Raw genomic sequence first — 20861 nt, forward strand, 5'->3', positions numbered from 1 at the left:
TCATCGGTGATTAAAGGAGGTACCTACCTTGGCTCATGGACATGCGGTTAAACGTTATTCCGGCCTGATGGACTGGCTGACAACGGTTGACCACAAAAAAATCGGTATTTTGTATTTAATCGCCGGAGGTTTTTTCTTCCTTGTCGGCGGTTTGGAAGCGCTACTTATTCGGATTCAATTATGGAAGCCGCTTAATGATTTCGTTAGTGCGGATACATATAACGAGCTGCTTACGATGCATGGTACAACAATGATCTTCCTAGCGGCGATGCCAGTCATCTTCGCTTTGATGAATGCGATTGTGCCGCTACAGATTGGCGCACGTGACGTTGCGTACCCATTCGTAAACGCAATTGGTTTTTGGACATTCTTTTTTGGAGCAGTACTCCTGAATGTAAGCTGGTTTACTGGCGCAGCACCAGATGGTGGCTGGACAGCTTATGCTCCGCTCTCGGGCTCTACTTTCAACGGCGACCACGGTATGGACTATTACGTACTTGGTTTGCAGATCGCCGGTATTGGTACACTTGTTGGTGGTATTAACTTCTTGGTAACGATTATTAATATGCGTGCTCCAGGAATGACCTTCATGCGTATGCCGATGTTTACATGGTCGGTATTCATTACTTCGGCACTGATCTTGTTCGCATTCCCAGCTCTTACAGTTGGCCTTGCGGCTCTCATGTTCGACCGCGTATTTGATGCAAACTTCTTTGATCCTTCAGGCGGCGGTAACGCAGTCCTCTGGGAGCATATTTTCTGGATCTTCGGGCATCCTGAGGTTTACATCCTCATCCTGCCGGCCTTCGGTGTTATTTCCGAGGTTGTCAGCACATTTTCACGTAAACGGTTGTTCGGTTATAGCTCGATGGTATTCGCTACCATCCTGATCGGCTTCCTTGGCTTCATGGTATGGGCGCATCACATGTTCACAACAGGTCTTGGACCAGTTGCGAACGGCTTGTTCTCCATTGCAACAATGCTGATCGCTGTACCTACTGGTATCAAGATCTTTAACTGGCTGTTCACCCTTTGGGGCGGCTCGATTAAATTCACAGCAGCGAACCTGTTCGCTGTTGGCTTTATCCCAACATTCGTAATGGGTGGTGTAACCGGCGTTATGCTGGCTGCTGCTCCTGCGGACTTCCAGTACCATGATTCATATTTCGTAGTTGCGCATTTCCACTACGTTATCGTAGGCGGACTTGTACTTGGTCTATTCTCAGGCTTGCACTACTGGTGGCCTAAGATGTTTGGCCGCATGTTGAATGAAGGTCTTGCAAAGCTGACGTTCTGGACATTCTTTATCGGCTTCCACTTAACGTTCTTCATCCAGCATTTCCTTGGTCTGATGGGTATGCCTCGCCGGATCTGGACTTATCTGGACGGACTTGGCTTCAACGAAATGAACATGATTAGTACAGTTGGCGCAATGCTGATGGGTCTTGGTACAATCTTCTTCCTTCTGAACGTCGTTATTACTGCATTCAAACCTAAGAACGCAGCAAACGATCCTTGGGAAGATGGACGTACTTTGGAGTGGACGATTCCTTCGCCAGCTCCAGAATACAACTTCAAGCAAACTCCGCTTGTTCGCGGTTATGATGCATACTGGAAAGAAAAAATGGACGGTCATACGGAAATGACACCGGCTGAGCCGATTGGTTCAATCCATATGCCATCCCCATCTATTCTGCCTTTGTTCATGGCGATTGGCTTGTTTATTACAGGTCTTGGTCTTATGTACTCACATGGCGAATGGGGTAAAATTGCTGGTATTGAAGCAGGATTTGTAGTAGGCGGTATTGGTTTGATCATTACATTCGCATGTATGATTATCCGCTCGCTGATCGACGATCATGGCTTCCATATCGAACCAGAAGAACTGCAAGATAAGGGGGTAAAAGCATGAGTGCACATTCCCATACTGAAGGCCAATTGCCTCATGAGCCTGAAAAAGCAACCCTCGAGGGTCGCAATAAGATTCTTGGTTTCTGGTTATTCCTTGGTGCGGAAACGGTATTGTTCGGAACGCTGTTCTCAGCGTTCCTGGCACTTCGCGATCAAGTGCTGGATGGACCAACATCGCAAGAGCTGTTCGAGCTTCCGCTCGTTGCACTTGCAACAGGCTTGCTCTTAACATCCAGCTTGACGAGCGTATTCGCTACACAAGCACTGCACATGCAAAAGGTTAAAGCTATGATCGGCTGGCTGATCATTACCGTAATCCTTGGTCTTGGCTTCCTTGGTCTTGAGATTTATGAGTTCTCGAACTATGTACACGAAGGCCATGGCTTTACAACGAGTGCATTCAGCTCCTCGTTCTATACGCTGGTTGGCTTCCACGGCGCTCACGTAGCGTTTGGTATCGTGTGGATCTCGCTCTTGATCGGACAATTGATGAAGAAAGGCCTGACGGTCGTAACGGCTCCAAAAGCGTACGTGGCCGGCATTTACTGGCACTTTATCGACGTTGTCTGGGTATTTATCTTCACCGTCGTTTACCTGATGGGAAAGGTGGGCTAATCCATGGCAAGCAATCTCTCCAACTCCACGGAGGAACAACGTCCGGTACGCCATAAGGTCGAAGGACCTAAGAAACACATCATTTCCTTTATCTTCTCGATCCTGCTGACACTGATCGCATTCGCGGCAGTTGCCGGCGGTGAGATTAACAAAGACTTCATTTACATCATTCTTATCGGCTGCGCAATCTTGCAAGTCTTTGTACAGATGGCGTTCTGGATGCATATGAAGGATCGCGGTCACACTTTCGCGATAATCGGTATTTTGTTCGGCGTATTCGTCGTATTCACTTGTGTTATCATGGCCGAGTATTGGGCTTGGTGGTAACATTAACGCATAATTGAAAAGAGGAGGGTTCCCAGTTTTTGGGTCCCTCCTCTTTTGCAGATATTTGAAAGGAGCTGTCATCAATGCTAGGCTTACAGTATTTCAGCTTTGAAGAGTTGTGGACCCCATGGTTTATGTTCTTCATGATCGCCGTTGTAATTCTCTACTTCTATCTGATCGGACCATGGCGGGAGAAGCATGCACCACAGGAAGATAAGGCAACGATGTGGCAAAAGATCATGTTCGTAGCTGCAGCAATCATGTTCTACCTTGTACAAGGAGGACCTTTCAACTTGATGGGTCACATGATGTTTACGTTCCATATGATTGATATGTCTGTCTCTTATTTGATTGTGCCGCCTATGCTGCTTCTCTCGATTCCCAGCTACATCTGGCAGCGAATGTTTGCTGCTCAAAGCTGGAAGAAGCTCAGTTTTATGATGCATCCAATCGCTTCTATTCTGACTTTTAATATGCTGTTCTCGATGTACCATGTACCGCTTATCAATGACTATGTGATGACACATTTTTGGCTTCACAGACTTGTTTATCTCATCTTATTAGTTGCTGCCATGCTAATGTGGGCGCAGATCGCGAACCCTGTTCCTGCATGGAATCGACTGACTGATCTGAAGAAGATGGCTTACGTATTTGCGAACGGTGTATTACTCACACCTGCATGTGCCTTTATTATTTTCGCCAGCACTCCGATGTATGCGGTGTATAGTGATCCCGATACTTGGGTGAAGGCGATGGGGTATTGCGTAACCGGTGATCCATCCGTGCTGCTTGAGAAGTTTAGTGGTCCGCAGTTCTTTAATCTTCTGTCCAGTCCGGCAGAGGATCAACAGCTTGGCGGTATCGTCATGAAGCTGCTGCAAGAGTTCATGTACGGCGTTATTTTGGCCTATATCTTCTTCCATTGGTTCAAACGTGAGCATAAGGATGACGATGTAACAAATGTGACAAATGAAGCGCCAATTGAGTTACCCAACTTGAACAAAGGCACGGTATAATAGAGCAGAGCAGATGTGATAATAGACTTCCGTGTGATAATTCTTAAAGCGTAAGCTTTCGATGTAAGAATCATCACTAACTGTCGATTGTTGACAATTGTATGATAATTCTTTAAGCGTATGCTTACGATGCAAGAATCATCACGAACAGTCTATTCCTAGACATTCGTGTGATAATTCTTTTTAGGTGGGATAGTCATTGGATAAGTACACACTTTTTCCTACGATCAGTACGAGCTTTATCGTCATAAGCGCGATTCTGGTCGCGATCGGCTGGAATCTGGCAATTAAACGGAAGCTCGATCAACATAAGAAGGTGATGATTGCAGCGGCTATTGCTGCGATTATATTCTTCATTATCTATTCATCACGGACAATTATTGTTGGCAATACCGAATGGGGTGGACCTGATAATCTGAAGCCCTATTACTTAACCTTCCTGATCTTCCACATCGTCCTTGCTACGGTTGCGGCTGGGTTCGGTATAACAACACTTGTGCTAGGTTTTAACAGCAAGTTTGCGAAGCACAGGAAATGGGGAAGAATCACTTCGGTGATTTGGTTCTTTACCGCAATAACTGGTGTTGCCGTGTACATCTTGCTTTATATGATGTATCCAGGCGGTCATACCAAACCGATGATTGATGCGATTTTTGGTTAGGAAAACGATTTAATAAAGAATGCCTGTCTCTCAATGTGAGAGATGGGCATTCTTTTTTAAATCGTTAAATTTAGTTTTGGTAATTTCTGTTGACTCTTAACCTTTCTGTAAGTATACTGTGCTTATGGATATACACAGTATAATGACTGTGCTTCGGAAGGAGAGGGGCATTTGAATACTCGGCAAGGAGCCTGGCATATTGCGAAGCATGAGCTAAGCAGAGACTGGATTGGAATCGTGTTTACCGTTTTATTTTGCTTATATCTCTCTTTGATCACTACTGCAGTATACAACGATGAGGATGGTGCGAAAGCACTGCCATGGATACTGGATACTGTCTTCATTGTAACGTTTCCAAGTCTTGGATTTGTCATGAATCGAACAACGATGAAGTTTTGGAAGGAAGACACCTTCACAGGTAAGCTGGCGGAGTGGAGGACACTGCCAATTCCACTCTCTCATCTGGTAATAGGCAGATTGATGCAGCTGGTTATTGTGCTGACTGTGGTGCTTACGGTATTTTTCACCATTCAATATGTACTCGTTGACCGTCTGCATGATCAAATTTCCGTTGGTGCGTATCTCTTATTCGTTTTATTTTGGTACTTCTATGCGTTATCGATGGCGGTTACTTATGTATATTGGGAAATTGGACATACGGGAAAAGCATACGCGTTGTTCTGTTATATCAGTGTTGTGGTGTTTGCCTTGATCTGTCTGGTGATTGGTATTGCAAAAGTTAACATTGTGCTAGGTCTTCTTAATGAACTTGAAGAGGGGCATTGGTGGTATACGGCAGCAGCTTTCCTTGTTTGCATCATTACTTTGTTCACAGGATTTAAGATTATCAAAAGGCGGCTTAAGCATCGTCATTATATAAATAAGAAAATCTCGATGAGCTCTTGATTGGAAGAGGGTGAAGCTGTGTGGCTGCCAATTCATATTAACGAACAAAGTGCGGAACCGCTCTATTACCAGATTGAAGTGCAACTAAGAGCACTGATCGTAAGCGGGCAGCTGGAAGAAGGAACTTTATTACCCTCTATACGGGAGCTTGCACAGCTGCTCAAATGCAGTGTCATTACCGTACGGCGTGTCTATCAGGATCTTGAGAACGAAGGGCTGCTTCGAACAAAACAAGGAACCGGAACTTATGTAGCCCGTATCGAACAGAATGCGATGGACCGCTTCCGGCTGGATTCTGTTATTGAAGGAATAGAGTCGGCTATTGATGCAGGTAAGCTTGTGCAATGTACGAAGGAAGAGCTGATGAAGCTATTCCAAGAGATACTTGAGCGAAAATATAGGGGGTAGAAGATGACGGACCATGCGATAAGTTTGACGGATGTGGAGCTCAGACGCCAGCATTTTCAACTGGGACCTATTCACCTTAAAGTGCCGAGAGGTTATGTGACCGCCATTGTAGGGCCAAATGGTTCGGGCAAAAGCTCGACGTTCCGGCTGATCCTCGATCTATTAAAACCTGACAATGGGGACATTATGCTGCTCGGTGAGAGCATCGCAAGTGAGGAGGATTGGCAAACGAAGGGGAAGGTTGGTTATTTGCCGGAGATGTTCTCCCAGCATGATGATAAAGTTAAAGCTTCCTTTAAAACAGATTTTGTGAAGAAGTGGTACCCGAACTGGGATGTGAATCGGTATCAGGAGCTGCTTAGGCTGTTTGAGGTAGATGACGGTATCAAGCTGGGCAGGATGTCCAAAGGTATGCGGCGCAAATACGAATTGGCCTTAGTATTGTCTCATCATCCTGAACTGCTGCTTCTTGATGAGCCGTCCTCTGGGCTTGATCCGCTGGCGTGGCGTACGATGATCGATGTGCTGCACCGCTATATGGAGCCAGGTGACCGTACGATCTTGATGGCTTCTCATATTATTGAAGAAGTGAAGCGGCTTGCCGATTATATCGTATTTATGATTCATGGGCGGGTGCTTGGTGTATACGAGAAGGATGAGTTGTTCGGCAGCTGGCATGCTTTCTATATGCAAGGTGATCGTAAAATCGCCGAAACGATGCCGGGACAATGTGGAATTGAGCAAGCGGGTGGCGGCATGCTGCGAGTAATTACGCGGCAGGCGCCAGAGGCAGAAGCGTGGTGCGAGAAGGAAGCCATTACAATCTCACATCGGCAGGCGCTGCAACTAGATGATATTCTAGCTGTATTGGTAGAGCAGGAACGGACGAGGTTGAGATCATAGTCTAATTCGAGAGGGGATAGATAAGATGAAGCCATTACTAGTAGACCAGGTGCATAAGCAGTATGGAGATAAAAAAGCGGTCAATGGAATCAGTTTTCAGGTTGAAGAAGGAGAAATTTACGGATTGCTGGGAGCGAATGGTGCCGGCAAAACAACCACGATGCGGATGGTACTGGGACTGATTTATCCGGACGAAGGTAAGATTTTGTACAATGGAAAACCATATACGAAAGAGCAGCTCCGCATGCTTGGTTATTTGCCGGAAGAGCGCGGGTTATACCCACGGGTGAAGGTGAGCGACCAATTGATCTACCTTGCACAGCTGCGCGGGATGTCGAAACATGATGCTGACGCTAATCTGAAGCAATGGCTTGATCGATTCGAAGTGCCGGAATATTACGGAAAAAGAATTGAGGAGCTATCCAAAGGGAATCAGCAGAAAATCCAGTTTATCGCTTCTGTTATTCATCGTCCTCGAATCGTTATTTTGGATGAAGCCTTCAGCGGTCTTGATCCGGTGAACGTTGAATTGCTCAAGTCCACGGTTAAGGATCTTCGGAATTCCGGAACATCGATGCTGTTCTCGACTCACCGTATGGAGCACGTGGAAGAGCTGTGCCGGAACATTACAATTCTTCATCGCTCGAATCCAGTTCTGCAAGGCAGTATAAGAGAGATTAAGAAACGTTATCCTCGGGAAAAAGTCATCCTGCGAACGGAAGATGAAGTAACAGGCCTTGAAGGAATCAGCGGAGTTACAGGTGTGAAGAAGCATGAATACGGCTATGAAGTAGGCATTGTGAATGAAGCAGCTGCAGCTAATATTTTACGTCATACGCTTGAACAGACGATTGTTAATAAGTTCGAAATTATGGAGCCAACGTTAAACGAAATCTTTATTAAAGCGGTAGGTGGTGATTTGCATGAATAGTTTCTGGACAGTAGCTGGTTTTACGATGAAGAACAAGTTTAAAGGGAAGTCTTTTCTGATTACGACTTTGATCTTTGTTGTTATCTTATCTATTGGTGCTAACTTGCCTTATATTATTTCGTTGTTTGATAAAAGCAGCGGCAAAGCCACTAGTATCGGTTATGCGATAGATGCTAGAGCAGTAGAGGGAACTAAGATTGCGGAGCAGCTTAGGGAAACCTATGCAAGTCAGGAGAAGCCGGCTATTAAGCTGATTGAATTCCCGGACGCAGGCTCGACCGAGCAGAATGAGAAAGCTTTGAGAGAAGCAGTCGCAGATAAGAGCATTAAAGGCTACCTCGTGTTCAGTTCAGTTAACGAGTCTGGTCTGCCTGACCTTACTTATAAATCCGAGAAAGAGCTGAGTGATAAGACCAGACAGTCTCTTGAACAAGGCATTCAAGTCGTGAAGACAGAGATGGTGCTCAAAGACAGCGGGTTAACGGAAGAACAGAAGACAATGCTGCTCAGCCCGGTTGTTATTAATGCTCTGCAAATTACGGCAGATGGTGCAAGTACAGGCAAGACCGAGGCCCAGAAAGGGGTCGATATCGGTTTTGTAACCTTCCTGTTGATGTTATTATTCTTCGGAATTATGATCTCGGGACAAATGATCGCCTCCGAAATTACGGCTGAGAAAAGCTCGCGTGTAATGGAGATCATCGTAACAAGTGTATCGCCGCTTAAGCAGATGTTTGGTAAAATCTTCGGCATATTCGTCGTAGGGCTGACGCAAATTCTGGCTTATGTTGTTGTCGTAATCATTAACATAAACTTGCCGCATAATAACTCGGCATTCCAGCAATATGACATCGACTTGTCCAAAGTAGATCCGACTCTGCTCGTATATGGCTTGTTATTTTATGTATTGGGCTTCTTGGTCTACGCATGCTTATTTGCTGCAGTAGGCTCGATCGTCAGCCGCACCGAGGATTTGGGGCAGGCGGTTATGCCAATCACGTTGCTGTCGCTTGCCGGCTTTTATATCACGACATTCAGTATTTCAACTCCGGATACGATGCTTGTGAAGGTAACCTCGTTTATCCCATTCTTCTCGCCGTTCGTTATGCTGCTGCGAGTGGGACTCACAAGCCCGCCAATCTGGCAGGTGCTCGTATCGATTGCGATCCTGGTTGTGAGCATTTACGCAGCAGGCTGGCTGTCGGCGAAGATCTACCGGACCGGCGTACTGCTATATGGTAAACGACCTAGTTGGAAAGAACTAAGAAAAGCGATGCGCGCTTATAAAGTTTAAAAGCAAAAACGGTTGAGACGACAACAACAACTGTTAGTATAGCCATTCCATCGAACAATACATCTGTCCATTGAAGGATTAAGTTAAGCAATACTTGGATTGTATGATTCTAATCAGAAATTCACAATCTAGATTTAATTCTCTTGGAAAGGATGTGTACGGATAAATGGCAAATAACAAAAACTATAATCACAATCAGCATGATCATACCGATAATAATGGACAGCGGCAGAATGACGTTCATGGAGGCGAGCTTCATAATGGACGTCTAAGCCAGATTAAGAATAGTAATCCTAATGGTGAAGCTGTGCAAAATGAATTTCTAAGTAAAAAAGAATAAAGTAGAAAAAACAACAAGCTGACTTCGGTTTAACAACCGGAATCAGCTTGTTTTTTTACTCAGAAATTATCCCTTATTCGCTCTCTGTATCAACGATTTCTTCCAGTACAGAGGACTGCTCATGGCTTGCTGCGATTATTTCTTGGTCCGTATGATTAGTGCCTTGAATCTCTTCAGCAGCTTGTGCTTGACGATTCAATTGCTTCTCTACTTGTCCAATTCCATGTGCACCTTGATGGCTGCGGCTAGACGTCAATTGATTCTCCACCTTTCACATTTTCATACAGCCGATCTTATCGACCTAGGTAGTATATCCAGCAACTCCCCATTCCATCAGACAAAGACAAGGCTATACCTGAATGATAATAGGGAGAATCATGGGTCTTCTCTTGGTCTTAGCATATAAAAACTTTCCGACCGATTCTTTAATATTCTGCTTGTAGAGATTCCAAGGCTTGTGTAGATTTGTTTCCTGCAAAAGCTCCATCTGCTGCATTGTAATGCGATGCACTTCTTCCATTAATCCTTCCGATTCCTTAACGAATACAAAGCCCCGGGAAATGATGTCAGGACCAGATACGATCTTATTGTCTGACTTTCCAAAGGTGATGACGATGATTAAGATCCCATCTGCAGACAGTACTTTACGGTCTCGTAAGACAACATTACCAACATCACCGATTCCAAGACCATCAACATAAGTGTCCCCATTGGTAACCCTCCGTTCCTGAAAAGCTTCTGATCCTGCGAAATCTACCACATCACCGTTGTTCAGGATGAAAATATTACTCGACTTAACTCCAACGGATTCGGCTAACAGACGATGCAAGTGGAGCATGCGGTATTCGCCATGAATGGGGATAAAATATTCCGGTTTCATCAAAGTAAGCATTAGCTTTAATTCTTCTTGGCTGGCATGACCGGATACATGCATTCCGGTATTTGATCCTGAGCCATAGATAACCTTCGCTCTTCTCTCAAAGAGGTTATCTACGATACGAGCTACGTTCCGTTCGTTGCCGGGAATGGGCGAGGATGCAAAAATAACAGTATCTCCAGCAGAGACAGAAATCTGCCGATGATTGCCACTGGCAATGCGTCCTAGCGCAGCCATTGGTTCTCCTTGACTGCCTGTACAAGCTACTACGATTTCATCCCGCTTATATTTATTTACTTCGGCCAGATCAACCAGCATGTTTGAGGGCATATTCAAATAACCCAAAGTTGATGCAATCTCTACAACATTGACCATACTTCTGCCTGCTAAAGCGATTTTTCGGTCCGTCTTAATGGCGGCATCGATAATTTGCTGCAGCCGATGCACATTAGACGCGAAGGTCGTTATGAATATCATCCCTTCCGCATTAACGAAGGCTTCGAGAATATTGGCGCCAACTAAACGTTCCGAAGGGGTAAATCCGGGCCGCTCCGCGTTGGTGCTTTCAGACAATAGAGCTAATACGCCTTTTTTTCCGATGTCAGCCATTTTGTGAATATCAGCGTACTGATTATTTACCGGAGTCAAATCGAATTTGAAGTCTCCGGTGTGGACGACTGTTCCCTGTGGGGTATGAAAGGCAATGCCCAGACAATCCGGTATACTATGGTTAGTACTGAAGAAGCTGAGAGGAACGCTGCCTAAGGTAATCTCGGAGTGAGGATCAATCTGATGCAGGATCGTTGTACCGAGCAGTCCATGCTCCTTCAGTTTTCCTTTTATTAAGCCAAGTGTTAATCTCGTAGCATAAATAGGCATGTTCAATTGTTTGATGATATATGGGATACCGCCTATATGATCCTCATGTCCATGTGTAACGACAAGCCCTCTGACTTTATCCTGATTTTCAATTAAATAAGAAATATCAGGTATAATGACATCAATTCCTAACAGACTTTCATCTGGAAATTTCGAGCCGCAGTCTACGACAATTAGATCGTCTCCGCTTTGAATAATATACATGTTTTTCCCAATCTCGTTTACTCCGCCAAGAGGGATGATTGATAATTTTTGATTATTCATTTTAACCTCCGCAAATCTGAATAGTTATTTCCAATTGGTTTGTTTTTCCCAGTGTTCACTTGGTTTATTCTCTATGGAGATTTGGGGATTGATGCAAAAACAGATATTCGCTGTATCCAAAACATGTTATTATTCTCATAACGTTTATTTCTATTTTATGAGTCAGCCACACGGGAGGGAGATTCAGTTATGAAGTTTGGAGTCAGTACATACAGCTATTATCAAGCGCTAAGGTCAGGGGAATTAGACATACTTGGTGTCATAGGTAACATAGCGGAGATTGGCGGAGAGCATGTTGAGATTGTGCCTCTAGGTTTCGATTTAACCGAAGAACTAATCCAAGCTATTCGCCGTAAAGCGGATGAGGTTGGCATTGATATCTCCAATTATTGTGTTGGTGCGAATTTTGCTGGCAAGAGTGAGGTCGAATACGAGCAGGAGATTGATAGAGTAATGGGGGAAGTGGACATTGCTGCAGCACTTGGTGTTAAGCTGATGCGACATGATGTTGCTTCGTCACCGGATACGTCGATCGGGAACTTTAATAAGGAACTGCCCAAGCTGGCTGAGGCTTGCCGCCGAATTGCTGACTATGCAGCTACGAAGGGGATTACGACTAGTGTGGAAAATCACGGTTACTTCCTTCAAGCAAGCGATCGTGTACAAGCTCTCCTTCATGCAACGGACCGAAGTAACTTCAAAACCACTCTTGACGTAGGAAACTTCCTCTGTGTTGATGAGGATCCGGCCTCTGGGGTTACTAATAACATTGCTTATGCTTCCATGGTGCATGTGAAGGACTTTTATGTACGTCATCCTGAAAGCAATCTTGCAGAAGGCTGGTTCCGTTCCTCCCATGGCAATTATTTGCGGGGTGCTATCGTAGGTCATGGAGATATAGACATGCGTCGTGTGTTAGGCATCGTTAAGAAATCTGGCTATGACGGCTATATTTCAGTTGAGTTCGAGGGGCTTGAACCATGTGTATTCGCAACGCAGCAGGGCTTGAATCAATTGAAAACGATTTGGGAATCACTTTAAACTTCTATAATAATTGTTTAAGAGAAGCAGCATGTCTGCTTCTCTTTTTTCTTATTTGAATAATTCATTCTCTCTAGGTATAATATAAGAACAAGTGTTCCTTTTTTGTGAATGGAGGGAATTGAAATGGCTGTTGAAATCAAAGAGATCCTGTCCAAGAGCATCCTTAGTGAAGCTAAGGGTTACTTAGATATTGGCTTTACCCACTCCCTTAATCCTTATAGCGGCTGTGCGTTTGCCTGCAAATATTGCTATGTTAGAGAAATGCCGATTCAGAAGTTCAAGCAAACTCCATGGGGAGAATGGGTGGACATCAAGTCGAATGCGGCGGAGATTTACCGGAATGAAGTGATTAAGCTTCGCCGGAAAAACAAACCGATTAATATCTTTATGTCTTCGGCGACCGATCCTTATCAGCCTATTGAGCGGGAAGCGGGGATAACCCGTCGGATCTTGCAGGAAATGCTGGAGTCACCACCTGATCTTGTCCAAATTCAGACGCGAAGTCCACTTATTCTGAAGGATTTGGATCTCATTGTACAGTTGAAGGACAAATGCGAGGTTCTAGTATCGATGACGGTAGAGACGGACCGTGAAGATATGAAGCAGCTGTTTGCTCCCTATGCGCCGGGCATCAAGCTTCGTTTGAAGGCATTAAGAGAGGTACATGCTGCAGGGATTATGACGCAAGCTGCGATTTCACCTGTGCTGCCGTTTACGCCTGATTTTCCAAAGACACTAGAAGGAATAGCGGATCGTATCTGGATCGATACCTTAAACATCGGGGACGGTTCGATGGGGAAACGATCGAAGCGATTAGGCATGCCTCAACTGTTTGATGACCATGATCTGACGGATTGGTATAGAAGCGATATTCACTCCAGGGTAGAGACGTATTTTCGCTCCTTCTTCCCTTCAGAGATGATTCATGTGAGCAAGAGTGAAGCTTTCCCATTGAAGCCATGACAAAGAAAGGACCACTGTCGTCAGTGGTCCTTTCTTGATTTTACAGTTAATGTGCCCGGCTTGGTTTAGCCTTCTTCATTTCTTTATTATCTTTTTGATTCTCCGATTTGTTAAGCTCTGCAATCAGCTTATCGCCTTCCACGTCAAGGTTCGGAAGAATGCGGTCAAGCCATTTTGGCATGCTCCACGCTTTGTCGCCAAAGACAGCCATTATAGCGGGAACAAGTGCCATACGAACGAAGAACGCATCAATCAGAATGCCGATGGTGAGGGCAAAACCGATCTGTTTGAGCATAATGTCTTCGGTTAGAATGAATCCGGCGAAGACGGATACCATGATAACAGCTGCCGCGACTACAACACGGCTAGCTTGTTGATAGCCATCAACCACACTTGAAGTTCCTTTGTGACCATGGACATAAGCCTCACGCATGGAGCTGACAAGGAATACTTGATAGTCCATCGCAAGCCCGTAGAGAATACCGGATACCATAATCGGCATAAAGCTGAGCAGCGGGCCGCCGGTATCAAAGCCAAACAGGTCATGCAGCCAGCCCCATTGGAACACAGCGGTTGTAATACCGAAGGTAGCCAAGATACTAAGCAGGAACCCGATTGTTGCTTTAATCGGAACGATAATCGAACGGAATACGAGAAGCAGAATGATAAGCGACAGGATAAGAATGATACCGATATAGATCGGGAACACTTCAGCCAGCTTCGCAGACATATCAATGTTGATCGCGGTAAAGCCGGTCACGCCAAGTGTCACTTTGTTATTTTGCGAGATGCTGGAGTCTTGATCACGAAGCTCTTGAACAAGTTTGTTTGTTGCTTCGTCTGTTGGACCTGATTTTGGAATGACACTGATAATACCGATGTCACCAGTCTCGTTAATACCCATTGGAGAGACAATCGCGACATCATCATGTTGTTGAATATCCTGAACAAGCTTGCCTAACAACTCAGGAGTGACTTTGTCAGAAGAGCTTGCGGGTTCAGCAACTAGCAATAGCGGAGAGTTGAAGCCTTCGCCGAAGCCAGCAGAGATGGCGTCGTAGCTTTGTCTTGCTGCCGTATCAAGGTTTGCTGTATCTCCAGAAGGCATGCCTAATTTCATTTCGGCAGCTGGAATTGCTGCTGCGCCAAGAACAACGATTACACCAAGAATAACGAGCCAGCGGCGTTTTACAACCCCATTCGCCCAGCGGTGTGCCGTACCTTGACGGGATACTTTAGATTGCTCTTTGTTTTTCTTCCGTGCTTTGTCTGAACAGATGCGTTCACCTACAAGACCAAGCAGTGCAGGCAGCAAAGTTAAAGCTACGAGGACATTGATAAATACACTCGCTGCTGCGACAAGCGCCATTGCAGAAAGAAAATCAATATTCATAACAATCATGCCGCATAACGCGATAATTACGGTCAGTCCTGCGAAGAATACAGCGCTGCCGGCAGTACCAACCGCTCTGCTTGCAGCTTCACGTGCACTTAGACCCTGATCCAGGATCATGCGGCGCTGACGGTTCACGATGAATAAGGAATAGTCGATACCAACAGCCAAACCAACCATCATGGCAAGTGCAGGAGTGATATCAGTCATCGGAATGAATTTGGAGAGGGAGTATGCGCCGCCTACACTAATACCTACACCAAGAAGTGCCGTTACAAGCGGGAGGCCGGCTGCAACAACAGAGCCAAGTGTGATAAATAGAACGACAGCTGCAACAACAATCCCGATTCCTTCGGTTGCGCCAATAGCCGGTTTACCTACAAGCGTGTCGCTTGGCAAGGCTTTAATGCCTAAGTTCGCTTGTTCAACAGCTGTAACGTCAGCAACAACAGAGTCGATAACTTCTTGTGGCAGTGACATTTGCTGAACGGTGAACTGGAATTGGAACAAGGCTACATTCCCGTCAGACGAGATCATAACCCCAGGAACAGGATTGCCATCAACCATCAGTGGGCCGTATGGAGCCTGCTGAGCCGCGGCTGCCTGATCTGTTTCTGCACCTTGCGTGCTATCGGAAGCAGCAGCTCCTGCTTGAGCATCAGTTGCCGTTGCACCTTGTGCCGCAGCTACATCAGCAGGATTAATCACATATTCAATACCATACACATCATTGATCGCTTTCATAACGGCGGTTATACGTTCCGGAGTATCCAGACGTTCGCCATTTGGAGCGGTGAAGACAACGCTTGCTTGACCACCGGATGCTTCAGGCAGTTCTTTTGCCAGTTGATCGAGTACCTTTTGTGCTTCCGTACCTTTAATCTTCATCTCGGAGCTGGTGTGGATCCCGTTAATGCCAATCAAGGCGCCAACAATACCAAGAATAGCAACCCAGGCAATAATAAAATGCCAAGGCTTGTTATAAGCGGTTTTGCCTATTTTGTACAGGAAAGTAGACATAACAGTGTGATTCTCCTTTTTATATACGGAATGATAGTACAGTACGGTAACTTAGAAACCGTTCTTTAAATAACCGAAGATTTCGTCCAAATATTGATCTAACAGGATAGACTCTGACGACTCATCCTTTGATTGACCCGGAAACTGGATATTGCTGTTTCCGTAGAGCATAGGCAATGCAGCACCATATACAGCTCCAACAAGCAGTTGGATATAGCCAGTTGCATATTTGTCTTCGAATAAATCAATAAGTAATTCCTGAGCATCGCCTTGATGATGATGGAGAGCGCTAAGAATATAGGGCTCTAACGTAGGATGCTGCTTGGATAGTTTGACGAGCTCGCGCGTTTTTTTGAACAATCCGGCGGTAAGCTCCATTCTGACCAGTTGCTCCAATACTTCAAGCGGAGTGGAGTATTCCGGCAGATTCTCGAGCAACTGCTGAACCTCATCCACATTGTTGAAGGCGGAGGCACCCATCACAACCGCTTCCTCCTTACAGGAGAAATGATTCGCAAACGTTCTTCTCGAGTATCCAGCGCGCTGCACAACATCCTCAACAACAAAGCCATCCATCCCAAGTTCCATCGCGAGATCAAACGCGGCTTCGGCAAGTGCGTTAGCGGTCGCCTCTCTTTTGACGTCGCGCAAGCTTTGCTTGTTCATGGTTATTCGGCCGTATGCCTTCACCTCTTTTCGAATAAATATCTCTATATCCTACATTATTGCCCATTGGGCAAAGATGCACAATGGGAAGAGTTTGACGGTTTTGTGGCAATGGGAAAATACTACAAATAAAGAGGGGTTGTCCTCAAAGCCGAGTGGCTTATGGACAACCCCATTCGTATGTTCTAACGAATCGACATATTCTTATTTGCCCGAAAATGACCGATTTTAAAATCTAACGAACCATTATATTCTTATTTGACCTTACATGCCCAGTCTAATAAGTATTTTGCCGAAATAGTGTTACTACGATTCCTTAGAATTCTAGTTTGTTTGATATAGGTCAAATAACATTACTACGATTCGTACACTTTGGCGGGCAGGCGGGCAGGCGGGCTGATGGGCTGGGGAAGGTTGGTCAGCCGGTCGGTTGACCGGTGCAATCCCGCCCTTACTCTAAACCAAACCCAATCGAGTCTAACCACTCCACGCATAATCCGAACCAATGCTCGCAATGGGGATTAGGCGTATTCACTTCGGTGTTGCACAAGGAAAGTCCATGCTGTCCTTTATTGAAGATATGGCATTCGAACGATACATTTGCTCGGCGCAAAGCACTGATCATGAGCAGCGCATTCTCGATCGTCACGGCCTGATCATCCTCTGTATGCCAGATGAATGTTGGAGGCGTTTCACTGTTCACACGTTTCTCAATGGAATAGAAGCCGGATATCTGATCGTCTTCCCATGAGCCGCTCAGGTTGTAGAAGGATTCCCGATGGGCGAATTCGCCTGAGGTAATAACGGGATACCCCAAAATCATAGCATTTGGCTTCAATGCATCTCCTGTGTAACCCAGTCGTTCCATAAGGGTAGGTTCATTCCACATCGTACCGCTTGCTGCTGCCAGATGTCCTCCAGCAGAAAATCCGCAAACTGCGATCTTGTCCGCTGCAATACGCCATTCTTCAGCATGCTCTTTCAGAATCCGGATCGATTCTAAAACTTCGATCATTGGCTGCATATTTCTGGCATCCTCCTGACAGGAGTAACGGAGGACAGCTGCATGATAGCCCGCGTTATAGAACGCAATCGCAACCGGCTCGGCTTCCCGTTCAGATACGAATCGGTACGCACCTCCGGGAGTGATCAAAATAATAGGACGTGCTTTTTCCCTCAATTCCACAATGTCGTGCAAATAAAGCGTCAATGTTGCCCCACTACTGTGCTCTAGTTTAATCGTATCCAGCTTCATCGATTATCATATCCCCCTGTATTTGTCGTTTAATAATTTCCGCAATCTCTCCCAAGCTTAGCGCAATTTCCATCGAGATTCTCGCTCTATTTTGTGCAGTTGTAATAGAAGAAGGTGCCCTAAGGAGAGGAAACCACTCCGCGGCATCGGGGGTTCTTTGTTGTGCCTAGAAACAGTGTGCCATCAATTAGACAATATCCAAAGATGGTGATTCTGCCCAAGGGCAGATGCACAGTCCATCGGCTTGAGTTTAACGTAATCCTATATAAAAATATATTGATAGGTATTTCCCAACTGTAGTCTAACGGAGGATAAAAACATGGAGGGGAAGACGGATGCCCAATAATGGTACACTTTGCGAGAAGTTTTCAAGGATTATCGGAGGGCTGCCTGGCTTTGCTGGAGGAAAATGCGTTTCCACGATAAATCGAAATAAAATACGTGCAACAATCTTGGGAAAAAAATTTAGAGTTACGACTTCTTTTTCATATGAATCCTTAAGCGAGAAAACGGGCAGAGCGCTTTGTTTAGGGAGAGCCGCATTTTTAGAGAAAGAAGTCAATCCTTTCATTACGGCTATTCGCAAACAAGGGATAAAAGTGACATCTATCCGCAATGAATGGCTTTTCGAGCATCCCCGCTTGATTTATATCAATATTGAAACGGTTGCTAGACCATTAGATTTCGCCAGAAAAGTTAGACGAGCGTTGAGTTCTGTCCGGTCATCAGGCTAATTAGATTTCTGTAAGAGACCAGCTCTTCAAGTATTCCTCAATTAAACGCGGTGAGTACGAAAAAGGATAGGAGAGTAGGGTGTCCCAAACAGGGGGCACCCTATTTTTCTGCATAATTAGCGTTTCAGCAAATCCTCACGCACCGGTGTGAACACATCCAGCAGGACGGATGCTTCCAGCGCTGTTACACCATGCTTCGCTCCACCTGGGATGCAGATCGTATCGCCTGCTAAGAGCACTGTTTCCACGTCATTAATCCGGAACGCTATCTTTCCTTTCATACAGTAGCTCATCTGCTCATGCGGATGACTATGCTCATAACCTTCAGCTCCTGGTTCAAAATGCACCTCCATCATCATCAAACTGTCGCCAGCCTGTTTGATACAGCGGGTAACGCCGGGCTCCGCTTTTTCCCACATTCCTATGTTGCTCATCGCAAATCACTCTCCTTAACTGAAATTTCACTAGTGCTCATACGTGCAGTGTAACGCAGTTTGCCCTGTTCGGGCAGTGCCAATGGGAAGAAACTAAAAAAACTACAAAAAAATATAAGATTACCCAAATACGGCTTTAGGGACCTCGCCGCTACAATAAACATGCAGGCCATGTGCCTTACAAATTGTAGGGGGAGGATAAATGAAAACGCTTAAAAAAATTGCGCTGGCTATAGACACGGTACTGGAATCCATTACGCTTATTGGTCTTCTAACGATGATTATCATCGTTACCGTGCAAGTGTTTACCCGCAAGGTATTTAATTTTGTGTTTCACAGCTCGGAAGAAATTACGATGCTGCTTATGGTCTGGTTTTCTTTCCTCGGCATCGCTTTTGGCTTTCGAGAGTATTTGCATATGGGGATTGATTCTTTTACAGCAAAGCTGCCAAAGGTCGTTAACCTGGTGCTTGATAAAATCATCGGCATCACCATCTTTGCTTTTGGCGTGTATCTCATTTATTACGGCTGGGACTTTACGAAGCTGATGAGTGAATCCGAGCTCCCGGCAACCGGCTGGCCTAACAGCCTGCTGTACCTCGTAATGCCGATTACGGGCGTGTTAGTCTGCATCTACGCATTTCTGCAATTAATCGGGATCGATACGAGAAGGCACCGGGAAATAGGAGGGCATGAATAATGGACAGCACGGCAATTGCCACATGTATACTTGCGGGGAGTTTTATCTTGTTCGTCCTGCTTCGGTTCCCGATTGCGCTTGGGCTGGCGGGTTCTTCAATCCTAACTCTGCTGTATCTGAAGGTGCCGCTTGCAACAATCGGTCAGACTATGATTCAAGGCATGAATTCGTATTCGCTACTTACGATTCCGTTCTTTATATTGGCCGGGCAGATCATGAGTGAAGGGAAAATGGCTCTGCGCCTCATCAATCTGGCTCAGCTTATAGTAGGCGGTATTCGGGGCGGGCTTGCTATGGTGAACTGCGTAGCTTGTATGTTTTTCGGCAATATATCCGGTTCGGCCATCGCGGACGTGTCCTCCATTGGTTCGGTTATGATTCCGTCCATGAAGAAGAAGGGTTACGATACGGATTATTCAGTTGGTGTGACGGTATCGTCAGCCATTCAGGGCGTCGTTGTACCTCCGAGCCATAACCTGGTGTTGTATTCGCTCGCAGCAGGTGGGGGCATCTCGATTACAAGCTTATTTCTTGCAGGCATTGTTCCAGGCATTATGATGTGTGCTGCGCTTATGGCAACCAGCTACGTTTTTGCTGTGAAACGTGGTTATGAGAAGGACGATCCCGTCGCTCGCAAAGATGTTCCGCGTATCTTGTTTGACGGCTTTATGTCGCTGTTGACGGCGGTCATTATTTTGGGTGGTATATTTACCGGTTGGTTTACCGCAACGGAAAGCGGCGCGATTGCCTGCCTGTATGCTTTTATCCTTACCTTCTTTATTTACCGGGATATTCCGTTGAAGCGTATGACCGTTATATTGAAAAGAACCTTCCGAACGGTATCCATGGTGCTGTTCCTGATCGCTGCCTCTGCTGCTTTCAGCTGGGTGCTTGCCTATTTGCAGGTGCCGGGCATGATTACGGATTGGATGTTGAACATCTCAGACAATCCGATTATTATTCTGCTCATCATTAATATCGTTCTGCTGTTGCTGGGTGCTCCGATGGATATGGCACCACTGATCCTGATCATGACGCCGATCCTGCTTCCGGTTGTTACATCGATTGGGATGGACCCTGTTCATTTTGGCATCATCCTTATGTTGAACCTTGGCATTGGGCTGCTGACCCCTCCGGTTGGAACCGTTCTGTTTGTGGGTGCGGCCATCGGCAACATCTCCATATCACAAGCAACCAAAGCGATGATGCCTTTCTTCTACGTATTATGTATCGTCCTGCTTATCCTTACCTATATACCGGGAATTGTAATGTGGCTGCCCAATATGGTGCAATAGATATGTAATTGGAACTATTTAAATG

General features: G+C 45.6%; 22 protein-coding genes. 16 read left to right on the forward strand and 6 right to left on the reverse strand.

Translation table 11 applies throughout. The features are described 5' to 3' along the window. The first annotated feature begins 67 nt into the window (after positions 1-67). The 11 genes from ctaD to FHS17_RS15060 all read left to right on the forward strand — a co-directional run bounded on the left by ctaD (position 68) and on the right by FHS17_RS15060 (position 9312). Complete coding sequence (gene ctaD / locus FHS17_RS15010; protein ID WP_167279518.1) at positions 68-1912, forward strand: cytochrome c oxidase subunit I; 1845 nt, start codon at positions 68-70, stop codon at positions 1910-1912. Next, positions 1909-2526, forward strand: a complete 618-nt coding sequence (locus tag FHS17_RS15015) for a cytochrome (ubi)quinol oxidase subunit III (RefSeq protein WP_167279216.1) — start codon at positions 1909-1911, stop codon at positions 2524-2526. Before ctaD ends, FHS17_RS15015 begins: the two co-directional genes overlap by 4 nt. Before the next feature lie 3 nt (positions 2527-2529). Next, positions 2530-2853: a cytochrome C oxidase subunit IV family protein gene (locus FHS17_RS15020; RefSeq protein ID WP_167279217.1), complete on the forward strand. Its 324-nt coding sequence runs from the start codon at positions 2530-2532 to the stop codon at positions 2851-2853. An 83-nt stretch (positions 2854-2936) separates the two neighbouring features. Beyond that, on the forward strand, positions 2937-3869 hold the full coding sequence (ctaG, locus tag FHS17_RS15025; RefSeq protein ID WP_167279218.1) for a cytochrome c oxidase assembly factor CtaG: 933 nt from the start codon (positions 2937-2939) through the stop codon (positions 3867-3869). Positions 3870-4068: 199 nt separating this feature from the next. Further along, positions 4069-4530: a DUF420 domain-containing protein gene (locus FHS17_RS15030; RefSeq protein ID WP_167279219.1), complete on the forward strand. Its 462-nt coding sequence runs from the start codon at positions 4069-4071 to the stop codon at positions 4528-4530. A 171-nt stretch (positions 4531-4701) separates the two neighbouring features. Further along, the gene (locus tag FHS17_RS15035) at positions 4702-5436 is read left to right on the forward strand and encodes a hypothetical protein (RefSeq protein ID WP_167279220.1); all 735 of its coding nucleotides are present in this window, start codon (positions 4702-4704) and stop codon (positions 5434-5436) included. A gap of 18 nt (positions 5437-5454) precedes the next feature. Further along, positions 5455-5844 carry a GntR family transcriptional regulator gene (locus tag FHS17_RS15040; RefSeq protein ID WP_167279221.1) on the forward strand — a complete coding sequence of 130 codons (390 nt, stop codon included), beginning with the start codon at positions 5455-5457 and terminating at the stop codon, positions 5842-5844. Between the two features lie 3 nt (positions 5845-5847). After that, on the forward strand, positions 5848-6747 hold the full coding sequence (locus FHS17_RS15045; protein ID WP_167279222.1) for an ABC transporter ATP-binding protein: 900 nt from the start codon (positions 5848-5850) through the stop codon (positions 6745-6747). Between the two features lie 25 nt (positions 6748-6772). After that, positions 6773-7678 (forward strand): ABC transporter ATP-binding protein, encoded by a 906-nt coding sequence (locus tag FHS17_RS15050; protein ID WP_167279223.1) that lies wholly within the window; start codon positions 6773-6775, stop codon positions 7676-7678. Then, positions 7671-8972, forward strand: a complete 1302-nt coding sequence (locus FHS17_RS15055) for an ABC transporter permease (protein WP_167279224.1) — start codon at positions 7671-7673, stop codon at positions 8970-8972. The genes FHS17_RS15050 and FHS17_RS15055 overlap by 8 nt, the downstream gene beginning before the upstream one ends. Positions 8973-9138: 166 nt before the next feature. Next, on the forward strand, positions 9139-9312 hold the full coding sequence (locus FHS17_RS15060; RefSeq protein WP_167279225.1) for a hypothetical protein: 174 nt from the start codon (positions 9139-9141) through the stop codon (positions 9310-9312). A 73-nt stretch (positions 9313-9385) separates the two neighbouring features. Here the strand turns inward: FHS17_RS15060 and FHS17_RS15065 are convergent, their stop codons facing one another. Continuing rightward, positions 9386-9568 carry a hypothetical protein gene (locus FHS17_RS15065; protein WP_167279226.1) on the reverse strand — a complete coding sequence of 61 codons (183 nt, stop codon included), beginning with the start codon at positions 9566-9568 and terminating at the stop codon, positions 9386-9388. 93 nt (positions 9569-9661) lie between these two features. Next, on the reverse strand, positions 9662-11332 hold the full coding sequence (locus FHS17_RS15070; protein WP_167279227.1) for a ribonuclease J: 1671 nt from the start codon (positions 11330-11332) through the stop codon (positions 9662-9664). 189 nt (positions 11333-11521) lie between these two features. Between FHS17_RS15070 and FHS17_RS15075 the strand changes: the two genes are divergently transcribed. Further along, positions 11522-12373, forward strand: coding sequence for a sugar phosphate isomerase/epimerase family protein (locus tag FHS17_RS15075; RefSeq protein ID WP_167279228.1), 852 nt, complete (start codon positions 11522-11524; stop codon positions 12371-12373). A gap of 126 nt (positions 12374-12499) precedes the next feature. Next, complete coding sequence (locus FHS17_RS15080) at positions 12500-13339, forward strand: SPL family radical SAM protein (protein WP_167279229.1); 840 nt, start codon at positions 12500-12502, stop codon at positions 13337-13339. Positions 13340-13385: 46 nt separating this feature from the next. Here FHS17_RS15080 and FHS17_RS15085 read toward each other — a convergent pair whose 3' ends face one another. The 3 genes from FHS17_RS15085 to FHS17_RS15095 form a co-directional block, all read right to left on the reverse strand. Further along, positions 13386-15752 carry an MMPL family transporter gene (locus tag FHS17_RS15085; protein ID WP_167279230.1) on the reverse strand — a complete coding sequence of 789 codons (2367 nt, stop codon included), beginning with the start codon at positions 15750-15752 and terminating at the stop codon, positions 13386-13388. 51 nt (positions 15753-15803) lie between these two features. Beyond that, positions 15804-16418 (reverse strand): TetR/AcrR family transcriptional regulator, encoded by a 615-nt coding sequence (locus FHS17_RS15090; RefSeq protein ID WP_208420389.1) that lies wholly within the window; start codon positions 16416-16418, stop codon positions 15804-15806. A gap of 451 nt (positions 16419-16869) precedes the next feature. Further along, on the reverse strand, positions 16870-17673 hold the full coding sequence (locus FHS17_RS15095; RefSeq protein ID WP_208420390.1) for an alpha/beta hydrolase: 804 nt from the start codon (positions 17671-17673) through the stop codon (positions 16870-16872). 335 nt (positions 17674-18008) lie between these two features. On the opposite strand from FHS17_RS15095, the gene FHS17_RS15100 reads away from it, so the two are divergent. Next, positions 18009-18407 (forward strand): DUF1259 domain-containing protein, encoded by a 399-nt coding sequence (locus FHS17_RS15100; protein WP_167279232.1) that lies wholly within the window; start codon positions 18009-18011, stop codon positions 18405-18407. A 116-nt stretch (positions 18408-18523) separates the two neighbouring features. Here FHS17_RS15100 and FHS17_RS15105 read toward each other — a convergent pair whose 3' ends face one another. After that, complete coding sequence (locus FHS17_RS15105; protein WP_167279233.1) at positions 18524-18841, reverse strand: cupin domain-containing protein; 318 nt, start codon at positions 18839-18841, stop codon at positions 18524-18526. 202 nt (positions 18842-19043) lie between these two features. Here FHS17_RS15105 and FHS17_RS15110 point away from each other — a divergent pair, with 202 nt between their 5' ends. Together FHS17_RS15110 and FHS17_RS15115 are read left to right on the forward strand one after the other, a co-directional pair. After that, positions 19044-19541 (forward strand): TRAP transporter small permease, encoded by a 498-nt coding sequence (locus FHS17_RS15110; RefSeq protein WP_167279234.1) that lies wholly within the window; start codon positions 19044-19046, stop codon positions 19539-19541. Further along, on the forward strand, positions 19541-20836 hold the full coding sequence (locus FHS17_RS15115; protein WP_167279235.1) for a TRAP transporter large permease: 1296 nt from the start codon (positions 19541-19543) through the stop codon (positions 20834-20836). Before FHS17_RS15110 ends, FHS17_RS15115 begins: the two co-directional genes overlap by 1 nt. The last annotated feature ends 25 nt before the right edge of the window (positions 20837-20861 follow it).

The sequence above is a fragment of the Paenibacillus lupini genome (genome assembly GCF_011761355.1).
GTDB lineage: Bacteria > Bacillota > Bacilli > Paenibacillales > Paenibacillaceae > Pristimantibacillus > Pristimantibacillus lupini.

Bases quoted from the DNA above. Each gene is read 5' to 3' on its own strand.
- ctaD (WP_167279518.1), top strand. From the start codon at position 68: ATGGACTGGCTGACAACGGTTGACCACAAAAAAATCGGTATTTTGTAT.
- FHS17_RS15015 (WP_167279216.1), top strand. From the start codon at position 1,909: ATGAGTGCACATTCCCATACTGAAGGCCAATTGCCTCATGAGCCTGAA.
- FHS17_RS15020 (WP_167279217.1), top strand. From the start codon at position 2,530: ATGGCAAGCAATCTCTCCAACTCCACGGAGGAACAACGTCCGGTACGC.
- ctaG (WP_167279218.1), top strand. From the start codon at position 2,937: ATGCTAGGCTTACAGTATTTCAGCTTTGAAGAGTTGTGGACCCCATGG.
- FHS17_RS15045 (WP_167279222.1), top strand. From the start codon at position 5,848: ATGACGGACCATGCGATAAGTTTGACGGATGTGGAGCTCAGACGCCAG.
- FHS17_RS15050 (WP_167279223.1), top strand. From the start codon at position 6,773: ATGAAGCCATTACTAGTAGACCAGGTGCATAAGCAGTATGGAGATAAA.
- FHS17_RS15055 (WP_167279224.1), top strand. From the start codon at position 7,671: ATGAATAGTTTCTGGACAGTAGCTGGTTTTACGATGAAGAACAAGTTT.
- FHS17_RS15060 (WP_167279225.1), top strand. From the start codon at position 9,139: ATGGCAAATAACAAAAACTATAATCACAATCAGCATGATCATACCGAT.
- FHS17_RS15070 (WP_167279227.1), bottom strand. From the start codon at position 11,332: ATGAATAATCAAAAATTATCAATCATCCCTCTTGGCGGAGTAAACGAG.
- FHS17_RS15075 (WP_167279228.1), top strand. From the start codon at position 11,522: ATGAAGTTTGGAGTCAGTACATACAGCTATTATCAAGCGCTAAGGTCA.
- FHS17_RS15080 (WP_167279229.1), top strand. From the start codon at position 12,500: ATGGCTGTTGAAATCAAAGAGATCCTGTCCAAGAGCATCCTTAGTGAA.
- FHS17_RS15085 (WP_167279230.1), bottom strand. From the start codon at position 15,752: ATGTCTACTTTCCTGTACAAAATAGGCAAAACCGCTTATAACAAGCCT.
- FHS17_RS15090 (WP_208420389.1), bottom strand. From the start codon at position 16,418: ATGAACAAGCAAAGCTTGCGCGACGTCAAAAGAGAGGCGACCGCTAAC.
- FHS17_RS15095 (WP_208420390.1), bottom strand. From the start codon at position 17,673: ATGAAGCTGGATACGATTAAACTAGAGCACAGTAGTGGGGCAACATTG.
- FHS17_RS15100 (WP_167279232.1), top strand. From the start codon at position 18,009: ATGCCCAATAATGGTACACTTTGCGAGAAGTTTTCAAGGATTATCGGA.
- FHS17_RS15105 (WP_167279233.1), bottom strand. From the start codon at position 18,841: ATGAGCAACATAGGAATGTGGGAAAAAGCGGAGCCCGGCGTTACCCGC.
- FHS17_RS15110 (WP_167279234.1), top strand. From the start codon at position 19,044: ATGAAAACGCTTAAAAAAATTGCGCTGGCTATAGACACGGTACTGGAA.
- FHS17_RS15115 (WP_167279235.1), top strand. From the start codon at position 19,541: ATGGACAGCACGGCAATTGCCACATGTATACTTGCGGGGAGTTTTATC.